The sequence below is a fragment of the Stenotrophomonas sp. 610A2 genome, assembly GCF_030549615.1.
GTDB classification, from domain to species: Bacteria; Pseudomonadota; Gammaproteobacteria; order Xanthomonadales; family Xanthomonadaceae; genus Stenotrophomonas; species Stenotrophomonas pigmentata.
Window position 1 is genome coordinate 148,430 of the sequence record NZ_CP130832.1, and the last position, 20,096, is coordinate 168,525.

General features: G+C 64.1%; 5 protein-coding genes and 1 riboswitch. Of the genes, 4 read left to right on the forward strand and 1 reads right to left on the reverse strand.

Translation table 11 applies throughout. From position 1 onward, the window contains the following. Nucleotides 1-128 precede the first annotated feature (128 nt). The 4 genes from Q5Z11_RS00585 (at nucleotide 129) to Q5Z11_RS00600 (ending at nucleotide 18,997) form a co-directional block, all read left to right on the forward strand. Nucleotides 129-10,388, forward strand: coding sequence for an SdrD B-like domain-containing protein (locus Q5Z11_RS00585; protein ID WP_303748227.1), 10,260 nt, complete (start codon nucleotides 129-131; stop codon nucleotides 10,386-10,388). Beyond that, nucleotides 10,385-13,765, forward strand: a complete 3,381-nt coding sequence (locus tag Q5Z11_RS00590; RefSeq protein WP_303748228.1) for an Ig-like domain-containing protein — start codon at nucleotides 10,385-10,387, stop codon at nucleotides 13,763-13,765. Before Q5Z11_RS00585 ends, Q5Z11_RS00590 begins: the two co-directional genes overlap by 4 nt. Nucleotides 13,766-13,775: 10 nt before the next feature. After that, on the forward strand, nucleotides 13,776-14,792 hold the full coding sequence (locus Q5Z11_RS00595; protein WP_303748229.1) for an OmpA family protein: 1,017 nt from the start codon (nucleotides 13,776-13,778) through the stop codon (nucleotides 14,790-14,792). 764 nt (nucleotides 14,793-15,556) lie between these two features. Next, entirely contained in the window at nucleotides 15,557-18,997 is a 3,441-nt protein-coding gene (locus Q5Z11_RS00600; protein ID WP_303748230.1) for a hybrid sensor histidine kinase/response regulator, read from the forward strand. 197 nt (nucleotides 18,998-19,194) lie between these two features. On the opposite strand, the gene Q5Z11_RS00605 is transcribed toward Q5Z11_RS00600, so the two are convergent. Further along, a complete protein-coding gene (locus tag Q5Z11_RS00605) occupies nucleotides 19,195-19,800 on the reverse strand; it encodes a manganese efflux pump MntP (protein WP_303748231.1) in 606 nt (201 codons plus the stop codon). Between the two features lie 7 nt (nucleotides 19,801-19,807). Continuing rightward, a riboswitch (yybP-ykoY riboswitch) is annotated at nucleotides 19,808-19,972 on the reverse strand. Nucleotides 19,973-20,096: the final 124 nt, after the last annotated feature.

Sequence of the window (20,096 nt, forward strand, 5' to 3'; positions counted from 1 at the left end):
CCAAGCACCTGTCGGTGCTGATCCGGCGGTCCGTTTTTGGGGCGGACTGCTTTTCACGAAAACGAGCATTTCCAGGCTGCCAGCTGGACGGGCGGGCTGTGCGTGCGCCGTTTGCAAGAGGTTTGCCGGTGAACAACCAAATTGAGCAAGACATGGCCGTCGATGGTTCCGTTGCACCCACCTTCAAAGCGGGTGCCGGCAATTGGCGTACACGCCTGGCCCGCATTGCGGCCTCCTTGGCATTGACCTGCTTGTTGCCGGCGACAGCGCTGGCGACGGTGATTCCGCAGAACGTGAACCTGCCGACCAACATGGGACAGTCGATCGACACCCCGTTGACCGTCAGTTGGATGCGTACCGCAACCGATGCCGGGGTCACCAACATCAACGTGGTGCTTCCCGCATCGGTGAGCTTCGTGCCGCCGGCAGCACCAGGCCCCAACGACTGCACCTATGTCGCGGCTACGCGCACGGTGAGCTGCCCGGTTGCGCCGGGTACCACGAGCAATGCACCCTCTGGCTCGGTCGGCTTCACCATCCGCGCCAGCGAGCTGGGCAGCTTCAACCTCACCGCGCTTTCCAGCAACAGCCCAACGCCGGCCACCGGTACCACCACTGTCCGTGAGACCGGCAACCTGCAGGTCGCAAAGACCCTGGTTTCGCCGGACAACGGCCAGGGCGCTACCGGCGGCATCGCTGTGTTCGAGCTGGATCCGCGGATCGCCGCAGGCGGCAGCAATCTGCCGGCTGGCGCCAGGATCGTGGTCACCGATCAGCTGCCCAGCGACGTGAACAACGTGGTGACGGCGATCACGCCGACGCCTGGTGGCAGCAACCCGGTCTGCGACACCGTTGCCTCGGCCAACAGCACCCGCAGTTTCAGCTGCACCTACAGTGGGCCGATGACGGCAGCGCAGTTCAATGCCGCCAAGATCCGTGTGGAGATGCGCACCAATGGCTTGGGTACGCATACCAACAACGCCACCATCGCCACCCAGAACGAAAGTTACTTCGATGCCGACCCGAACGACAATTCGGGCAGCGCCAGTTACAACATCGTGCTGGGCACCGATATCGAAGCCAAGGTCAGCTTCCCGGGCTCGCCGATTGAAGTAAACACCGTGCAGAACCTGGTACTGACGTACCAGAACAATGGCCCGCAGACCAGCACCACTGGCGGCAAGGTCAGCACCATCATCCCCGACGGTTTCATCATCGGTACCCTGCCCGCTGGTTGTGCGGCGGAGCCGGCCGAGCAACTGGTCGTCAATGGAGTGACGTATCCGGGCACCCTGGTGACCTGCGATGCGGGCGTGGTTGCGTCCGGCAGCAAGGCGGACTTCACCATTCCGGTGACCACACCCGCGACCGGCAGCGATGGCCGCTTCCCGGTCGTGGTTACCCCGCCGGCTGCGTTGAAGGACTGGAACGAAGGCAACAACAGCGTTCTTGCGCCGTACCAGATCAACGAGCCTTACACCGATATCCGCTTGGGCAAAACGAAGAGTCCTGGTTCTGGCCCGATCAGCCCGGGTGCCCCGATCACCACTACGTTGACCATCAGCAACGGCACGGACAGCACCAGCGACGCGCAGTACACGCCAAGCAACCCGCTGTGGGCAGTTGATTACATGCGGCCCGAAGAGATGGACGCAAGCCATGGCCTCAATGGCTTGGCCAATGTCAGCCCCGGATGGGAATGCACGGTTGCACGTGGCGTCACGCCGCCGGCAGGCGTCAATGCCGCCCTCACCACGCAGGTGGCCTGCAAAACCACTGGGACCGGCACCCTGGTGCGTGGCACCAGTACGGTGTTGACGTTCGAAACCAAGGCCACCGCAGTGGTCGGCCAGCTGAATCTGTCCAATCGTGCCTGCGCGGGCAGCACCGCCCTGACCCAGCTGGGCATCAATCCGGCCAATGCCGCGCTGCCTGCCGACCGCAACGCAACCAACGACTGTGCCAATGCGGGTGCAGGCCTCAACCTGACCGACGTGATCAACGATACCGCCTGGGTCAATATCGAGAAGTTCTCCTCGGTGGACAACGCCACCTGGATCGATGAGGTTGCCAACGCACCGACCCTGCAAGCCAATGCCGAGACGGTGTACTGGAAGATCGTGGTGTCGACGCCGACAACCGCGGTCAAGTCCAACCAGAAGACCATCCCGACCTTGAACCTGACCGACAACGTGCCGGGGGTGCTCAATACAACTGCCTTCAAGAGCCAGGTTTCGGTCCTTTCAAACACCGTAGTCACCGGTCTCGCCGGGACCAACTGCCCTGTGCTTGCAGTGGGTAGCGGTGGCCAGACCTGTGTGTTCACCAATGTCACGCCGGGCACGCAGATTGAAGTAGTGCTGGCGGTGAAGCGTGAACTTGCCTCCACGGCAGGCGCTGCCGTGTTGACCAATACCGCCAGCTTGACCTCGCCCAATGCGGTGCTGACGTCGTTGCGTGCCGACAACAACCTCTCCGACTCGGCTGCGGTGAAAGTGCTGCCGCGTACCGATTACCGGATGACCAGCAAGACGGTCACCCCGAGTGGCTCGGTGCTGATCGGCGAGCCAATCAGCTTCACCTTGACCGCACGCAATCACGGCCCGGACGTGGCGCCGCTGAATGACTTCGTCATCACCGACACGCTGCCAACCGGCACTGCGACGTCGACCGATATCGCCTACGAAATCATCAGCGTGACCGTGCCTTCGGGTAGCAAGCTCAACTGTGCCGCCAGCAATTACACGACGGGTGCAATTTCCTGCATCAACAGTGTCGGCACCATCGCCTCGCAGACCACCGAGACGGTCACCATCAATGCCCGCGTCAAGAAGCCGGCCAACCTGTCGGTTGCCGCTGGTGGCGTGGTCTATGCGGGTGTCACCAACGAAGCCGTGGTCAGCTCCAACGGCGGCATCTGCCAGTGGCTGCCAGAGTCTTCGACCAGCTGCAATGACGCTGCGTCGGACAGTAACAACAGCGGAAAGGTGACGTTCGACGTCAAGGTTCCGACCATCGATCTACAGCAGAAGAAGACCCAGATCTATCCGGCTGGCCGCTCCAACTTCGTGACCGGCGACAAGCTGCGTTACCGCATGAGCACTTTCAACCTGGGGCCGTCGCAGGCGGAGAACGTCGAGATCCGTGATCGGTTCACGGTGCCGGCCGGCTTCACCGCCAGTTTTGAATCGGTGGAGAACGTCAACTCCGGTACGCCGGTGAGTGGCTATACCTACAAGACCAACGCCCCCGTCAGCTGCGCGCAGCAGGGTGTCGAGCTGGTCTGCAAATTGCACACCAACCCGGCGCTGAACACGCTGGACAAGATGCAGATGGTCGCCTTCGACGTGGTGTTCAATGTCGTCGGTGATTCCAGCAAGCCGGTGTTGTTCACCAATCTTGCCTATGCATGCGGCGACGAAACCGAAAACTACGAAACCCAGGGCAAGTGCAGCGCGGACGCAACCGACGCCGGCAACAACCTTGAGCAGGTCAACGACGTGGTGTTCCCGGCGGCCGATCTGGAGGTCGTGAGCAAGACCACGGTGACCACCGGTCCGGTGAATGTCGGCCAGCCGATCCAGTACTCGATCGTCGTTCGCAACGCCGCGGGCAGCCGCGTCGAAAAGATGCGCGTCACCGACACGCTGCCGCAGGGCTTTGAGTGGGTGCGCGACGCCAGCCATCCGCTGACCTTCGTGGTGGATGCGGGCAGCGCTGCCACGCTTTCGCAGGCGGTGACGGTTGCAACCAGCAAGCCTGCTGTCGGTACCGACAACGTCTGCTACCTGTCCGCCGGCCCGACCGCGATCACCGCGCTCGGCCAACAACAGGCAATCACCTGCGACCTGGGCGGAAGCTTCCCGGTGGGTGCGGCCAATACCTTGACGCTGACCTTGTGGGCGCGCACCGTGCCGGGCGTGTTCACCGGTGGCTATGCGCCGGTCAACCACACCAACAAGGCCAACATCGAGCCGGGTCGCGACGAGAATGACGAGCCGACCTCGATCGACCTGGTTCCGGGCAACAACGAAAAGAGCTCCACCACGCAGGTGACCAACGCCCGGATTGGCGGCCGCGTATTCCAGGACGCCAACGACAATGGCGACGTGGATGCGGGTGACAACGGCATCGGTGGCGTCAAGCTCACCCTGACCGGTACCGATCTGTACGGCAACGTGGTGAACCGCGAGTTCACCACCGCCGCCAACGGTGACTACCTGTTCGACCATCTGGCGCCATCCGATGCCAGTGGCTACACGATCACCCAGACCCAGCCTGCGGCATATCCGACCAATGGCGTTCCGCAGCCGAACACGCCGCGTACCGTGCGTAATGGCACCAGCACCGGTGTAAGCGGCACCTACATCGTTACCAACACCGCAACCACCAGCGTGATCAGCGGCGTGGTGTTGGGTACGAACGCCAATGGCGTGCAGTTCGACTTCCCGGAACCGGCGGAGCGCAAGCTGTCCGGCTACGTCTATGTTGACCAGGACAACAGCAAGACCCGTACCGCCTCCGATGTTGGAATCTCGGGTGCGAAGGTTGAACTGCTTGAAGTCGAGACCAACCGCAGCCTGACCGCCTTCACCAATGCGCAGGGTTTCTACGAGTTCGTTGGCCTGAGCGCTGGCAAGACCTACCGTCTGCGCGAACCGCTGCCGACTACCCCGGCTGGCTTGGTCAACCTGGCCGACGCGGTCAACCTTGGACGCATCAACAACGTGCCGTGCCCGCTGGGTACCTGCACCATCACCGCCAATGCAGGTGGTGTAACGGACCAGGACGAGATCGCCGGCATCAAGCTGGTTGCCGGCAACGGCACCGAGTTCAATTTCGGCGAGAACCTGAAGACCACCATCGCTGGCGTGGTCTATCTTGACCGCAATGATGATGGTGCAAAGGCCGCTACCGAACCGGGCATCGAGAATGTTGTCGTCACCCTTGAAGTCAAGGATGACCTTGGCAACTGGGTATCGGTTACGACGCTCACCACCGACAGCCAGGGTGCCTACAGCTACGCTGATGCACTGATCGGCAAGGAATACCGCCTGACCGAGACCCAGCCTGCCGGCATTGCCAATGGCAAGGAAAACGGCCCGGCAGGTACCACTGGCAACAGCGTCATCGAAACCGGCGCGATTCCGGCAACCGGCTCGAGCAACAACAACTTCGGTGAAGTTGCCGCGGCGGTTTCCGGCGTGGTCTATCTGGACAGCAACAACAACGGTGTGCAGGACGCCGGTGAGCCGGGCTTGCCGGGCGTGCAGGTGACCTTGTCGGCTGCAACGGCTACCACCAATGCACTGGGCCAAGCGCTGGTGACGGTGGCTACCACCGATGCCGACGGCCGCTACCGCTTCGCGGACCTGCTGGCCGATACCTATGCAGTCACCGAGCAGCTGGCGCAGCCGACGTATAACGGCGTGACCACGCACAACGGCAAGACCACTGCTGGCAACATCGATTCAGTCACCGTGGGCACTGTCACCGAGGCACCGTCGAAGATTTCCGGCATCGTGCTGCCGGCAGGCAAGAACTCGCTGCTCAACAACTTCGGTGAGATCCTGGTCGCGGCCATCAGCGGCACGGTATACGTGGACCGCAACGACAACGGCAGCTTTGACGCCGCCGATGCAGGCAGCGAGAACTCCGCTGCCAACGGTGGCATCGTTGGCGTCGAGATCGTGCTGTATGCAGCCGATGGCGTCACCGAGATCGACCGTACCGTGACCGATGCGCAGGGCAACTACGCGTTTGCCGACCTGCCCAGCGGCGTGAACTATGTGGTCAGGGAAACCCAGCCCAACGGCTATGCGCCGGGCAAGGAACATCCGGCCAACGAGATCACCATCACCGCGTTGTCGCCGAGTGGTTCCAGCGGTAACAACTACGGTGAAAAGCTTGGCGCACTGGCTGGCTATGTCTACGAGGATTTCTCGGGCACTGCGGCCAACAACAACAACGGCAACAAGGATGCTGGCGAAAAAGCCATTGCCGGGGTCACGCTGACCCTGACCGGCACCGACAGCACCGGCAAGGTGATCACCCCGCGCACCGTCGTCACCAATGCCGCTGGCGAGTACAGCTTCGGCGACCTGCTGCAGGGTACCTACACCATCACCGAGACCCAGCCGACCGCCTACATCGACGGCAAGCACACCGTGGGCAATGCGACCACGGCGGGCAGCAATGCGGTAGCCAATGTCATCAGTGGGATCGGCCTGGATGCCGGCCAGAACGCCAGCGGCTATCTGTTCGGCGAGCTGGCCAATGCACCGATCAGCGGCACGATCTACATCGACCGCAACAACGATGGCACGCAGGATGCTGGTGAACCGGGTATCCCGAACATCAGCCTCACCGTGGAAGTGGAAGACGGCCCGGGCAACTGGGTGAAGGTGCCGGGTCCGGCCATCGTCACCGACAGCAACGGTCACTACACCTACCCGGAAGCGGTGACCGGCAAGAACTACCGCGTCACCGAGACGCAGCCGGCTGATCTTGGCGATGGCAAGGAAAACGGCACGGTCAACACCGGCACGCCGAACGTCATCCTCATCACCAACCTGCCGTCGACCGGCTCCAGCGGCAACAACTTCGGCGAAATCGCCGCAGTGCTGTCGGGCGTGGTCTATCTGGACAGCAACAACAATGGTGTCCAGGACGCCGGCGAACCGGGTTTGCCCAACGTGGAAGTGTCGTTGCCGGTCAGCGTCAAGAACGTGCTTGGCCAGGACACGCTGAAGGCGACGACCGACGCCAACGGTAACTACGTGTTCCAGGATCTGCTGGCCGGCACCTATGTGGTGACCCAGCAGGCGGCACAGCCGAGCTACAACGGTGCGCCGACCATCAACGGCATCACCACCGCCGGCAGCACCGGTGGTGTGGTGACGCCGGTTGCGACCGTGCCCAGCGCCATCAGCGCAATTGCACTGGCGGCGGGCGGCGTGTCCGAGAAGAACAACTTCGGCGAAGTGCTGCAGGTGTCGATCTCCGGCGCGGTGTTCCTCGACGTCAACAATGACGGCGCCATGCTTGGCGCTACCGAAGCCGGCTTGGAAGGTGTAGTCATCGAACTGAGCGGCGTCGACGATACCGGCGCTCCGGTCAGCCTGAGCACCACCACCGACAAGGACGGCAAGTTCAACTTCGAAGGTCTGCGCCCGGGCAAGTACACCTTGACCGAGCCGACCCAGCCGACCGGCACCGCCAACGGGATCACCACGGCCGGCAGCGCCGGTGGCACGGCTACGCCGGTCACTACGGTGCCGAGCAAGATCGCCGACATCGACCTGTCGGTGCCGGGCAGTGCCTCGGTGGACAACCTGTTCGGTGAAATCCCGCGCAGCAGTGCCATCAGCGGCAAGGTCTGGGAAGACACCAACAATGATGGTGTGGTTGACCCGGGCGAGAAGGGCATCGCCGGCGTGATCGTGGAGCTGGAAGGCACCGCGATCGACGGCACCCCGATCACCGCCACCGTGACCACCGATGCCGACGGCAACTACAGCTTCGACGAGCTGCCGCCGGGCACCTACACCGTGACCGAGCCGAACCAGCCGCCGGGCACCCTGGACGGCAAGACCGTGCCGGGCACCACCGGTGGTACGGCGACCGCGCCGGGCTCCACGCCGTCGAAGATCTCGACGATCGTGGTTGGCGTCAACGAAACCTCGAAGGAAAACAACTTCGGTGAAGTGCCGGTGGGCAGCATTGCCGGCTTCGTCTACAACGACAGCAACGATGACGGCATCAAGCAGAACGATGAAGGTGGCTACGCCATGATCGACGTGGTGCTGACCGGCACCGACGACCTGGGCAACCCGGTCAACGTGCAGGGCGTCACCGATGCGCAGGGCCACTATGTGTTCCAGAACCTGCGTCCGGGCACCTACATCGTGACCGAGCCGAACCAGCCAGCCGAAACCCTCAATGGCCTGACCACCGCCGGCAGCATCGACGGTGTGAAGTCCGGCGCCAAGGTTACCGGCAAGGAAACCGTGCCTTCGCAGATCGATGGCATCGTGCTGAAGCCGGGCAACAACTCGGTGGACAACAACTTCGGCGAGATCGGCGATTCGCCGGACATGCTGGTGAGCAAGTCATCCAACACGGTGAAGTTCACCGTCAACAACGTGGCTACGTACACCATCCGTGTGCGCAACGGCGGGCAGAAGCCGTCCTTCGGCGAGTACATCGTCAAGGATCGTCTGCCGGTTGGCCTGACCCTGGCCGAGGTTCCGGCTGGCAACAACTGGACCTGTTCCGGTGCGGTGGGCGATGCCCGCTTCGAGTGCCGCAGCTCGGAAGTCGTCAGTGCCGGTACCACCTCGCTGTCGGACATCAGCGTGCGTGTGAATGTCGGCATCGAGGCTGCCAACGCTGGTACCGTCAACAACGCCGTGCTGATCGAAGGCGGCGGCGAGAACGAGTTCCGTACCCCGACCGTGGCCGAGCGCAACACCTTTGAAGGCAACGTCGGCGATCTGCCGGTATGCGATACCGCCATCACCCAGAACGTCTGCCGTGTGCCCAACCAGGTGCAGCTGTCGGCGTCGGTTGGCGGCACCGTGTGGTTCGATGTCGGCAGCGAGGACACCTTCCTCGATGCGGGCGACGAACGCCTGCAGTCGTGGATCGTGGAGTTGATCGATTCGGTCACCGGCCAGGTCTCGCAGTCCACCGTTACCGCGGTCGACGGCAGCTATCGCTTCGGCGACGTGGTGCCGGGCGTGAAGTGGAACATCCAGTTCCGCGACCCGAGCTCGGGTGTGTTGTGGGCGTGGCCGGTGAACCAGGAAACCGTTGGCGGCATGGGCGTGGCCTGTGACGGCCCGCGCGCCATCGACAACAACGGCGTCAGTGCCTGCCGTGTCACCGAGAACGGCACCAGCCAGCTGCAGGTCGTGCTTGAAGCCGGCCAGCATCTGCCGCAGCAGAGCCTGCCGGTCGATCCGTCCGGCGTGGTGTATGACGCGGTTACCCGTAACCCAGTGCCGGGTTCCATCGTCACCATCACCCCGGTCGGTGTGTGCACGGGCTATGACCCGCGTACCGCCATCCTCAATGCCGGCGCCGGTGGTTACCGCGTGGAAGGCAATGCGGTGTCGATGACGGTTGGCAACAATGGCTACTACCAGTTCATGTTTGGTCCGGCCGCGCCGGCACGTTGCGAGTTCCAGCTGACGGTCACCCCGCCAGGTGGTTACCAGTTCGTGTCCTCGCTGATTCCGGCACAGGCCGGTTCGTTGTCGCCGCTCGGTTCCGCAGGCAGCAGCCACCTGGTGCAGCCGCAGACCGGTGCTCCGTCCGGCGCAGTGGGCACGCCTACCCAGTACTGGTTGAACCTGTTCGCCGGTTCCGCCGTTGCTGGTGTGGTGCACAACCACATCCCGCTGGATACGGCCGAAGCCACCGGCCTGGTCATCACCAAGACCGGTGATCGCCAGACCGCCGAGATCGGTGACACCGTGCAGTACACCATCACCGTGCGGCAGACCGCCGGCAGCGCGATGGCGACGGTCAACATCGTCGACACGCTGCCGCGTGGCTTCACCTACATCGACGGCACTGGCCGTGTCGGTGGGCGCGCCGTCGAAGATCCGTTCGGCAAGCCGGGCCCGCGCCTGGGCTTCAACCTCGGCCCGATCACCGTCGGTGGCCAGCTGGTGCTGACCTACCGTGTGCGTGTCGGCGTCGGTGCGCAGCAGGGCGATGGCATCAACCGTGCGCAGGCACATGGCTGCTCGATCACCGGTGGCTGTATCGATCCGGGCACGCTGACGCCGGTACCGGGTTCGGTGCCGTCCAACCGAGCCGAGTACCGCGTGCGCGTCACCGGTGGCGTGTTCACCGAGGAAGCCTGTGTGCTGGGCAAGATCTTCGTGGACTGCAACAACAACCACGTGCAGGACGAGGAAGAGCTGGGCATCCCGGGCGTACGCATGTACTTCTCCAACGGCACCTGGATGATTTCCGATTCCGAAGGCAAGTACAGCTACTGCGGCCTGACCCCGCAGAGCCACACCTTGAAGGTGGATCCGTCCACCCTGCCGGTTGGCTCGCGCTTGACCACCAGCAGCAACCGCAACCTGGGTGATGCCGACAGCCTGTTCCTGGACCTGAAGAACGGTGAGTTGCACCGCGCCGACTTCGTCGAGGGCAGCTGCTCCAACCCGCTGCTGGAGCAGGTGAAGGCACGTCGTACCCAGGGTGAGGTGCGTGCACCGGAAACCGAAACCGGGCAGTCGCAGCTGCGCTTTGACAGCAAGCCGGTCCGTGCGCCGCAGCAGGCCACGGACTCGTCCAACCAGGGACCGATCGTGCAACCCCGACCCAACCCGCCGTCTGCGGCGGCCCAGCAGGAGGTGCAGCCATGAGCCGCGCCGCCCTGCGCAAGATGCCGCGCGTGAGCCTGTTGGCCTGCGCGTTGGCAACGGCTTCACTGCCGGTGCTGGCCCAGAACGTGGGCAGCAGCACCCGCTTCACCCCGGTGATCGGCGACAGCACCACGCTGTATCCGCGCTCGCTGACCACCACCGACACGCCGCCGGAAGTGGTGGCTGCACGTTCGGGTGAAGTGGATTACAGCCGCAATGCCGGCGTCGATCGCGTGTCGGTGGAAGTAGACCGCGATGGCGTACCCGCCGATGGCCAGACGCCGGTGCACATCACCGTGCATCTGCTCGGCGCCGACGGCAAGCCGCTGGCCGGCAAGTCCTTCGTCACCATCGAGAACAGCGGCGGCCGTATCCGCCTGCCGGGCTCGCGCACCGATGAATTCGGTCCGGGTGCCAGCGACGCCGACAAGGTGATGCCGGGTATCCAGGTGGAAGTGGAGAACGGTGTTGCCGAGTTCGACCTGATCGCCCCGCATGACCCGCAGGATGTGTTGCTGCGGATCACCTCTGGTGGCCAGACCGCCGAAGGCACGATCGGCTTCCTGCCGGAAATGCGCGAGCTGCTCGCCACCGGCTTGATCGAAGGCGTGCTGAACTTCCGCAACAAGTCCAACGCCAGCCTGATCTCGCCGGTGGAGCACCACGACGCCTTCGACCGCGACATCCGTCGTTGGGAAAAGCAGTTCAACAACGGCAAGGCCAGCGCCTCGGCGCGCACCGCGTTCTTCGTCAAGGGTCGGATCAAGGGTGAGTACCTGCTCACCGCCGCCTATGACTCGGACAAGGATGTGCGTGGTCGCCTGCTGCGCGACATCCAGCCGGAAGAGTTCTACCCGGTGTATGGCGATTCCTCGCTGCGTGGCTTCGATGCACGTTCGGCCGAGCGCCTGTACGTGCGCGTGGACAACAAGCGCAGCTACCTGCTGTACGGTGATTTCCAGACCGGCGACAACCTTGCAACCAGCAGCGGCGTTGGCGGCAGTGGCCCGATCCCGCAGCGCAGCCTGAGCACCTATAACCGCACCGCGACCGGCCTGGGCTGGCACTTTGAAAGTGAGCGCGTGCGTACCAATGTGTTCGCCATCGAGGATTCGCTGCGGCAGATCATCGAGGAGTTCCGCAGCCAGGGCAGCGGCCCGTACGCACTGCGCAACAACGCGGTGCTGGAAGGCAGCGAACGCGTCGAGATGATCGTGCGTGACCGCAACCAGCCTTCGCGCATCGTCACGGTCAAGCCGCTGGCACGGCTGGTGGATTACAGCTTCGAGCCGTTCTCCGGCCGCATCCTGCTCAACCAGTTCCTGCCCTCGTTCGACAGCGACCTGAACCCGGTCTCGCTGCGCATCACCTATGAACTCGATCAGCAGACCGAGAAGTTCTGGGTGGTCGGTGCCGACGGCCAGTACAAGCTGACCGACAAGCTGGAAGTCGGTGCATCGGCGGTCGAAGACCAGAACCCGTATGCCGAGTTCAAGATGGGCAGCGTCAACGCGGGCTACCGCTTTGGCCAGAACACCATGCTGGTCGCCGAGTTCGCCCGCACCCAGAGCGAGGTCAACACCAACTCGCTCAACCAGGTGACTTCGCAGGGCCTGAAGGACGTCAGCGGCCAGGTCGAAGGCGACGCTTGGCGCGTCGAGTTCGCCCACGACGGTGACAAGTTCGACGCACGCCTGTTCGGTGCGCGCACCGATCCGGAGTTCAACAACCAGGCCTCGCCGCTGTACGGCGGCCGTGGCGAATACAGCGGCCGCATGTCGTATGCCGTTGGTCCGCGCCTGGAGCTGTACGTTGAAGCCCTGCGCAGCGAAGACCGCAACCCGGATGGCGGCAAGCGTGATGCCGGCGGTGCCGGTGTGCGCGTCGCTGCCACCGAGCGCCTGACCCTGGACTTCGGCCTGCGCAGCATCCGCGAAACCATCGGCATCACCTCGCCGTGGTCGAGCACCGGCTACGGCCAGTTGTCCGGCCTGACCGGCGGCTTCGCCACCGGTTCGGGTGGCGGCGCGCTGGGTTACGGCCAGCAGGCGCTGGACCCGGCCACCGGCCTGATGGTGATCAACAGCGGCAGCAACGGCGACACCATGACCAGCGACCTGCCGGTTGGCACCAAGCTGGAATCGGACAGCGCCCGTGTCGGCGTCGGTTACCGCTTCAACGACAAGTTCAGCGGCGGTGCCGAGTACGAACAGAGCGTCAGCGGTGAAGACCGCAACCGCGTTGCCGCCGGCGTGGACTACCAGGTCTTCGAGCGCAGCCGCCTGTATGGCCGCTACGAGAAGCAGACCGGCCTGACCAGTGCCTACGGCATCACCACCACCGACCGCGAGGCCGATGCGCTGGTGTTCGGTATCGACAGCAGCTACATCCGCGACACCCAGGCGTTCTCCGAATACCGCCTGCGTGATGCGGTCAGCGGCCGCGACGTGCAGGCTGCCTCGGGTATCCGCAACAATTGGGATATCGCCAAGGGCCTGCGCCTGAGCAGCTCGATCGAACGCGTCAACGTGGTCGCTGGCGATACCGGTGACAGCACCGGCCTGGCGCTGGCCCTGGATTACAGTGCCAACCCGCTGTGGCGCGGCGCGATCCGTGCCGAACACCGCATCTCCGAAGACGTACCGGGCACCACCGACAGCAATGAGGCCTTCAAGACCACGCTGTTGCAGTTCATGGTTGCACGCAAGCTGAGCCGCGATTGGACCTTGTTGGGCCGCAACTACCTGCTGGCCACCAACTACGAAGAACGTGGCGACGTGCTGCAGGACCGCTTCCAGATCGGCCTGGCCTACCGCGACACCGACCGCAACCGGATCAATGCCTTGATGCGCTACGAGTACAAGCTCGAGCGTGACGAGAGCGGCCTGACCCTGCTCAACGGCGACGTGGTGAGCGGCACCAGCCAGGATGTCCGCACCCGTGCGCATATCGTCTCCACCCATGCCGACTGGCATCCGTCGCGGCCGTGGTGGCTGACTGGCCGTATTGCCGGCAAGTGGCAACGCGACCAGTTCGCCTATGGCGATGGCAGCCGCGTCAACAGCAGTTTCAACGCCGTGCTGGTGTCCGGTCGTGTCGTGTACGACATCACCGAGAACTGGGACATCGGCGTGCTCGGCTCCACCTTCCGTGGCCAGTACGGCGCCAACCAGTTTGCCTACGGCATGGAAGTTGGCCGCCTGCTGCGGCAGAACCTGTGGCTGTCGGCCGGCTACAACTGGACCGGCTTCGAAGGCGACAGTGATCTGAATGGCTACGAGTACACGCAGCAGGGCTTCTTCCTGCGCCTGCGCTTCAAGTTCGACGAAGACCTTTTCCGTCGGGACCCGGTCCGCTACCGCGACCCGGCCCGCTGAGGACGACACCATGACCGTTATGCAAACCAAGTACCGTCCGCTGCGCAGCTTGTTGGCTGTTGCCGTCTTCGCTGTCGCCGGCACCGCCGGCGCCCAGCAGACCCAGCTCAACCCGCAGGCCAAGCGCATCAGCGATGAAGCCATCCACGCCGACCTGCAGTCGTATGAAGCGACCCAGGGCCGCATCCAGGCATTGAATGATGGCGGTCGCCCGATCCGCGACTACCACCTGTCCAAGGCGCAGTGCTGGCTGGACGTGTCCTTCCACGAATACACCCGCAATGACCGCAGCGCCTTCCCGCAGGAAGCGTTGACCGAGTCGGAGAAGCTGATCGTGGACATGGAGAACGGTGTCTCGCCGATCCCCACCGACACTGCCCTGGTCAACGGCGCCAAGTACCTGCGTGCCGATCTGTGGGAGCGCCTGAAGGTCATCCACGGCACGCCGGGCTTCGCTTGCGCCTCGCAGAAGGTGGCCTGTGGTGAAGTGGAGCTGGTGCACGCCGGCAACGAGTTCAACCAGCAGCAGTGGCGCCACTCCAAGCCCTACATCCAGATCGCCGAAGACCTGGTCAACGAAGCCGAAACCGCAGCGCGCCTGTGCGGCGTCGATCCGGCTGGCCCGGCGGTCGCACCGGCGCCGGGTCCGCTGATCGCCAACGTGCTGTTCGAGTTCGACCGCGACGGCTACAAGGACATCCGCACCTACTCGCTGGAGAGCGTGGACCGCGCCCTGGCCACCATCGGCAGCGAAAAGCGCGAGCTGGCTGGCGTGACCCTGGTTGGCCATGCCGACCGCATGCAGGGCCATGGCTTCGACTACAACCAGGCCCTGTCCGAGCGTCGCGCCAAGACCGTGCGTGAGTTGCTGGTCGGCCGTGGTGTGCCGGCGGACAGGATCCGCTACGAGTACCGCGGCGACACCCAGCAGGTGCAGCGGTGCGACGGCGTCAAGCCGCGTGCGGCCTTGCTGGAATGCCTGCTGCCGAACCGCCGCGTGGAAGTGCGGTTTGAACTGGCGCAGTAAGTTCAGCGTGAAGTGTTGATCGACAACGCCCCGGCAATGCCGGGGCGTTGTTCGTTTGGGGAGCCAAGTCTGGTTCCACGTAAGTCTCTGTGCGCAGGCAATCTACCCCCTCCCTTGCACCGCAGGTGCAGGGGAGGGCTGGGGAGGGGTAGGCGAGCGCAGCTCGACGCTTTGTGCTTCGGAGAGTGCGAGCGTGCCAAGCGGCAGGAGCAACCAGCTGCCATCACCAACAGCACCCCTCCCCAACCCTCCCCTGTGCTGCGCACAAGGGAGGGAGCACAGCTGCAGCCGGGACGTTCTACGAGCGCTCGCAATCTACCCCCTCCCATGCACCGCAGGTGCAGGGGAGGGCTGGGGAGGGGTAGGCGAGCGCAGCTCGAAGCTTTGTGCTTTGGAGAGTGCGAGCGTGCCGAGCGGAAGGCGCAACCAACTTTCATCGCCAACAGCACCCCTCCCCAACCCTCCCCTGTGCTGTGCACAAGGGAGGGAGCACAGCTGCAGCCGGGACATTCTACGAGCGCTCGCAATCTGCTCCCTCCCTTGCACCGCAGGTGCAGGGGAGGGCTGGGGAGGGGTAGGCGAGCGCAGCTCGACGCTTTGTGCTTCGGAGAGTGCGAGCGTGCCAAGCGGCAGGAGCAACCGACTGCCACCGCAAAAAGCACCCCTCCCCAACCCTCCCCTGTGCTGCGCACAAGGGAGGGAGCAAAAACCCCAACCCGGCGGAATGGCTACACTGGCCCGGCTAAGTCGCACGGGAACTACCCTTGGTCTCCAGCTGGATCCTGCTCCTGGTCTCACTCTGCTATGCCGCGCTGCTGTTCGGGGTGGCGTGGTGGGGTGATCGTCGTCCGCTGTATCCGGACCGCCCGTGGCTGCGGCCGGTGGTCTACAGCCTGGCGCTGGCGGTCTATTGCTCGTCCTGGACCTTCTACGGTGCGGTCGGCTCGGCGGTGCGCTACGGCATCGGCTACCTGCCTATTTATCTTGGCCCGCTGCTGATGCTGATCTTCGGCTGGCGCATCATCGAACGGCTGGCGCTGATTGCCCGCAGCGAGAATGTGGTCTCCATCGCCGACTTCATCTCCTCGCGCTTCGGCCGTTCACGGCGGCTGGCGGCACTGGTCGCCCTGATCGCGTTGATCGGCGTCGTGCCGTACCTGGCCCTGCAGTACAAGGCCGTGGCGATGAGCCTGCAGGTGCTGACCGGCGATGCCGCGGGCAAGGGCTTGCTGACCGATCCGGCGCTGTACGTGGCGCTGCTGATGGCCTTGTTCGCCATCCTGTTCGGCACCCGCCAGGTGGATGCCACCGAACACCATTACGGCATGATGCTGGCCATCGCCGTGGAATCGATGATCAAGCTGTTGGCGATTGTCGCGGTTGGCGTATTTGCCTACGTGTGGCTGACTGATCGCGGCGAGTCGGTGGTGCAGTCGGCGCGCACTTTGTTTGAAGGCATGCCGCCGGTGGGTTTCGTCTCGCAGACGCTGCTCAGTTTTCTCGCACTGATCTGCCTGCCACGGCAGTTCCACGTGGCCGTGGTGGAATGCGGCAATGCCGGTGATGTGCGCAGCGCCCGCTGGATGTTCGGCGGTTACCTGGTGCTGATCTCGCTGATGATCGTGCCTATCGCCACCGCTGGTGCGGCGATGTTCGGCACCGGCCTGGCCTCGGACGACACCCTGGTCCTGGCCTTGCCGATGTCTGCCGGCAGTACCACCCTGGCCTTGATCGCCTATATCGGTGGCTTCTCCGCCGCCACCGGCATGGTCATCGTTTCATCGATCGCGCTGGCGACGATGATCAGCAACGACCTTGTCATGCCGCTGCTGCTGCGCCGTAGCGGCGATCATCGTGAGGCTGCCAACGTTGCCTCGCGCGTGCTGTGGATACGGCGCATGGCGATCGTGCTGCTGGCGCTGGTCGCGTATGGCTATTACCGCGGCAGCAACGACGACACCATGCTCGCCGCCTACGGCTTGATGGCCTTCGCGGCGGTGGCGCAGTTCGCGCCTGGCCTGCTCGGTGGCCTGTACTGGCGCGGCGCCAGCCGCCGCGGCGTGGAAACCGGCATGTTGGTCGGCTTCCTGGTCTGGGCCTACACCTTGCTGGTGCCGGCATTGAGCCATGGTGGCTGGTTGGACGAAAGCCTGCTCACGCAGGGACCGTTCGGTATCGCTTGGCTGCGACCGCAGCAGCTGTTCGGCCTGACCGGCTGGGATCCGCTTACCCACGGCACGTTCTGGTCGTTGCTGATCAATACGGTGACGATGATGCTGGTGTCGATGCGCTGGCGCCCGGATGTCGCCGAGCGCCTGCGTGCCGCACCTTTCCTGGATCCCTATGCCAAGCGGCCGGTGGTGACCGGCGACTGGCCGGCGCACGTCAAGGTGCGTGACCTGCTGGCCCTGGCCACACGCGTCATTGGTGACAACCGCGCACGCCGTTCCTTCGGTGAACAGGCGCAGCTGCTGGACCGCGAGTTCCAACCCGCCGCCGCCGCCGACCGAATCTGGGTGCAGTTCACCGAGCGTCTTCTCGCTGCTTCCATCGGTGCAGCTTCCGCACGCCTGCTGCTGACCAGCCTGCTGCGTGGCTCGGGCATGGACCTGGGTGAAGTGGTGGCGGTGCTGGACGAAGCGGGGCAGGAGCTGCGCTTCAACCGCGAGATCCTTTCCACCACGCTGGAAAACATCAGCGCCGGCGTCAGCGTGGTTGATCCGGAGATGCGCTTGACCGCTTGGAACCGTCGCTACCAGCTGATGTTCGGCTATCCGGACGGCATGCTCTACGTCGGTCGCCCGGTCGCCGACCTGATCCGCTACAACGCCGAGCGCGGCGAGCTGGGCTCCGGTGATACCGAGGTGCAGATCAACCGTCGCATCGGTTACATGCGCGCGGGCTCACCGCACGTGTTCGAGCGCACCGGTGCCGATGGCAAGGTGATCGAACTGCGTGGCCAGGCATTGCCGGGTGGCGGCTATGTCACCAGTTATAACGACATCACCGACTTCAAGAATGCCGAGCAGGCGCTGCTGGAAGCCAACGAGAACCTTGAACAGCGCGTGGCCGAGCGTTCGCAGGCGGCCGAAGCGGCGCAGCAGTCCAAGACGCGCTTCCTCGCCGCGATCAGCCATGACGTGCTGCAGCCTTTGAACGCAGCACGGCTGTTTGCGTCCGCGCTGCGCGACAGCCTGCATGAGACCGATGAACAGCGACATCTGGCCGAGCGTGTGGATGCCTCATTGCGTGCCGCCGAAGAGTTGCTGGATGGATTGCTGGACGTGTCGCGACTGGATGCAGGTGGACTGCGTCCGACCATCAGCGAGTTCGATGCCAGCGTGCTGGTGCGCGAGCTTGCTGCGCAGTACACGCCGGTAGCTGCCGGCCGAGGCCTGCGCCTGCATGTGTTCGCACGCAATGCATGGGTGCGAAGCGATCGGCGCCTGCTGCGCCGCGTGCTGCAGAACTTCATGGCCAATGCACTGCGTTACACGCGCAGCGGCCGCATCGTGCTGGCGCTGCGTGTGCGCGGTGACCAGATCGAGCTGCAGGTATGGGATACCGGCCCGGGCATTCCCGAGCACCACATGCAGCAGATCTTCAACGAGTTCCACCGCTACCAGCAGCCGTTCGACTGGGGTGAGCAGGGCTTGGGTCTGGGCCTGTCGATCTGCCAACGCATCTCGCGCCTGCTCGATCATGGTTTGAATGCGCGCAGCCAGCCGGGCCACGGCAGCATGTTCTCGATCAGCTTGCCGCGGGTTGAAACACCGGCAGCACCGTTGCCGTCGCCGCGTCAGCAGACCGCTTTCGGTGGTGATGATTCACTGGCCGGCATGCGCGTGTTGTGCGTGGACAACGACCAGGAAATCCTCGACGGCATGCGCGCCCTGCTGGGCCGCTGGAAGGTGGAGGTCATTGCCGCCAGCACCGTGGACATGGCGCTGGAGAAGTTGAGCGAGAAGCCCGATGTGATGCTGGTGGATTACCACCTGCACGACAGGCTTGATGGGCTGGATACCTTGCTCGCCCTGCGCGAAGCCGCGCGCCGTCCGTTGCCGGGCGCCTTGCTGACCGCCGATGGTCGCGATGAACTGAAGCGCATGGCCCGCGAACGAGGTTACCGCGTGCTGACCAAACCGGTGAAGCCGGCCTCGCTGCGCGCCTTCCTGACCGCGTTGCACGACCCGCGCCGACGCTAGCAGCCAGCACTGTAGTGCCGAGCCATGCTCGGCAAGGGGCTTTACCAGCAAAAGCTGCCCTCACCCCAACCCCCCTCGCGCATGCGGGAGAGGGGCTAGATTTCTGTAGTGCCGAGCCATGCTCGGCAGAGGCTCTACCGGTAATGCTCCAGCGCAGCATGGCTGCGCTCTACAGGTGGTAGCTCCGGCTTCGCGGCTTACGCCGCCCCCACAACAACGTTTGCGGCCGTCAGGTGCTCGTACAGGATCGCGCAGCCGATGATGATCAGGATCGCGCCGCCGACAATTTCCGCGCGCTTGCCAACCACAGCACCCAGGGCGCGGCCGAGCATGATGCCGATGGTCACCATGATCATCGTGCACAGGCCGATCACCAGCGCCACCACGCCGATATGCACGTCAAGGAAGGCCAGGCCGACACCAATCGCCATTGCATCGATGCTGGTGGCGAAGCCAGTCACGGCAAGCGTCCAGAAACTCTTGTGCTGTTCGCCGGCTTCGTCATCGTTGTCGGCTTCGGTTTCATCATCGGGCTTCAGGCCAGCAATGATCATGTGCGCGCCAAGAACACCAAGCAGGCCGAACGCGATCCAGTGATCGAAGGCCTGCACGTACTGCGACGCAGCGCGGCCCAGCAACCAGCCGATGATGGGAGTGATGGCTTCGATGACGCCGAAGATCAAACCTGCGCGCAGTGCATCAAGCAGGCGGGGTTTGCGCATTGCTGCACCCTTGCCAACCGCCGCGGCGAAGGCGTCGGTGGACATGGCGAAGCCAATCAGAACAATGGAGATGGGGGACATTGGTATTACCGGGTCGGGCGAACACAAACGGCATGCGTCGCGCCCAACCGTAGTTGCGCACGCATGCCGCTGGTCTCGCCAACCGGGTCTGGCTGCCCACACCACGGCGCAACGGCCGAGTATGTTGATGTGGGCGCTTCCAATGCTGGAAGCAGGCTACTCCCCAAGGGAGCGCGGATTCTAGCACGGCTCCAAATCTGAACGGCCCACCCCGGATTACCAGCTTGGCTGCGGGATTGAAACATCACTGACATGGATGCATGGCCTGATACGCGCGCACGGCCGGCGTGACGCGG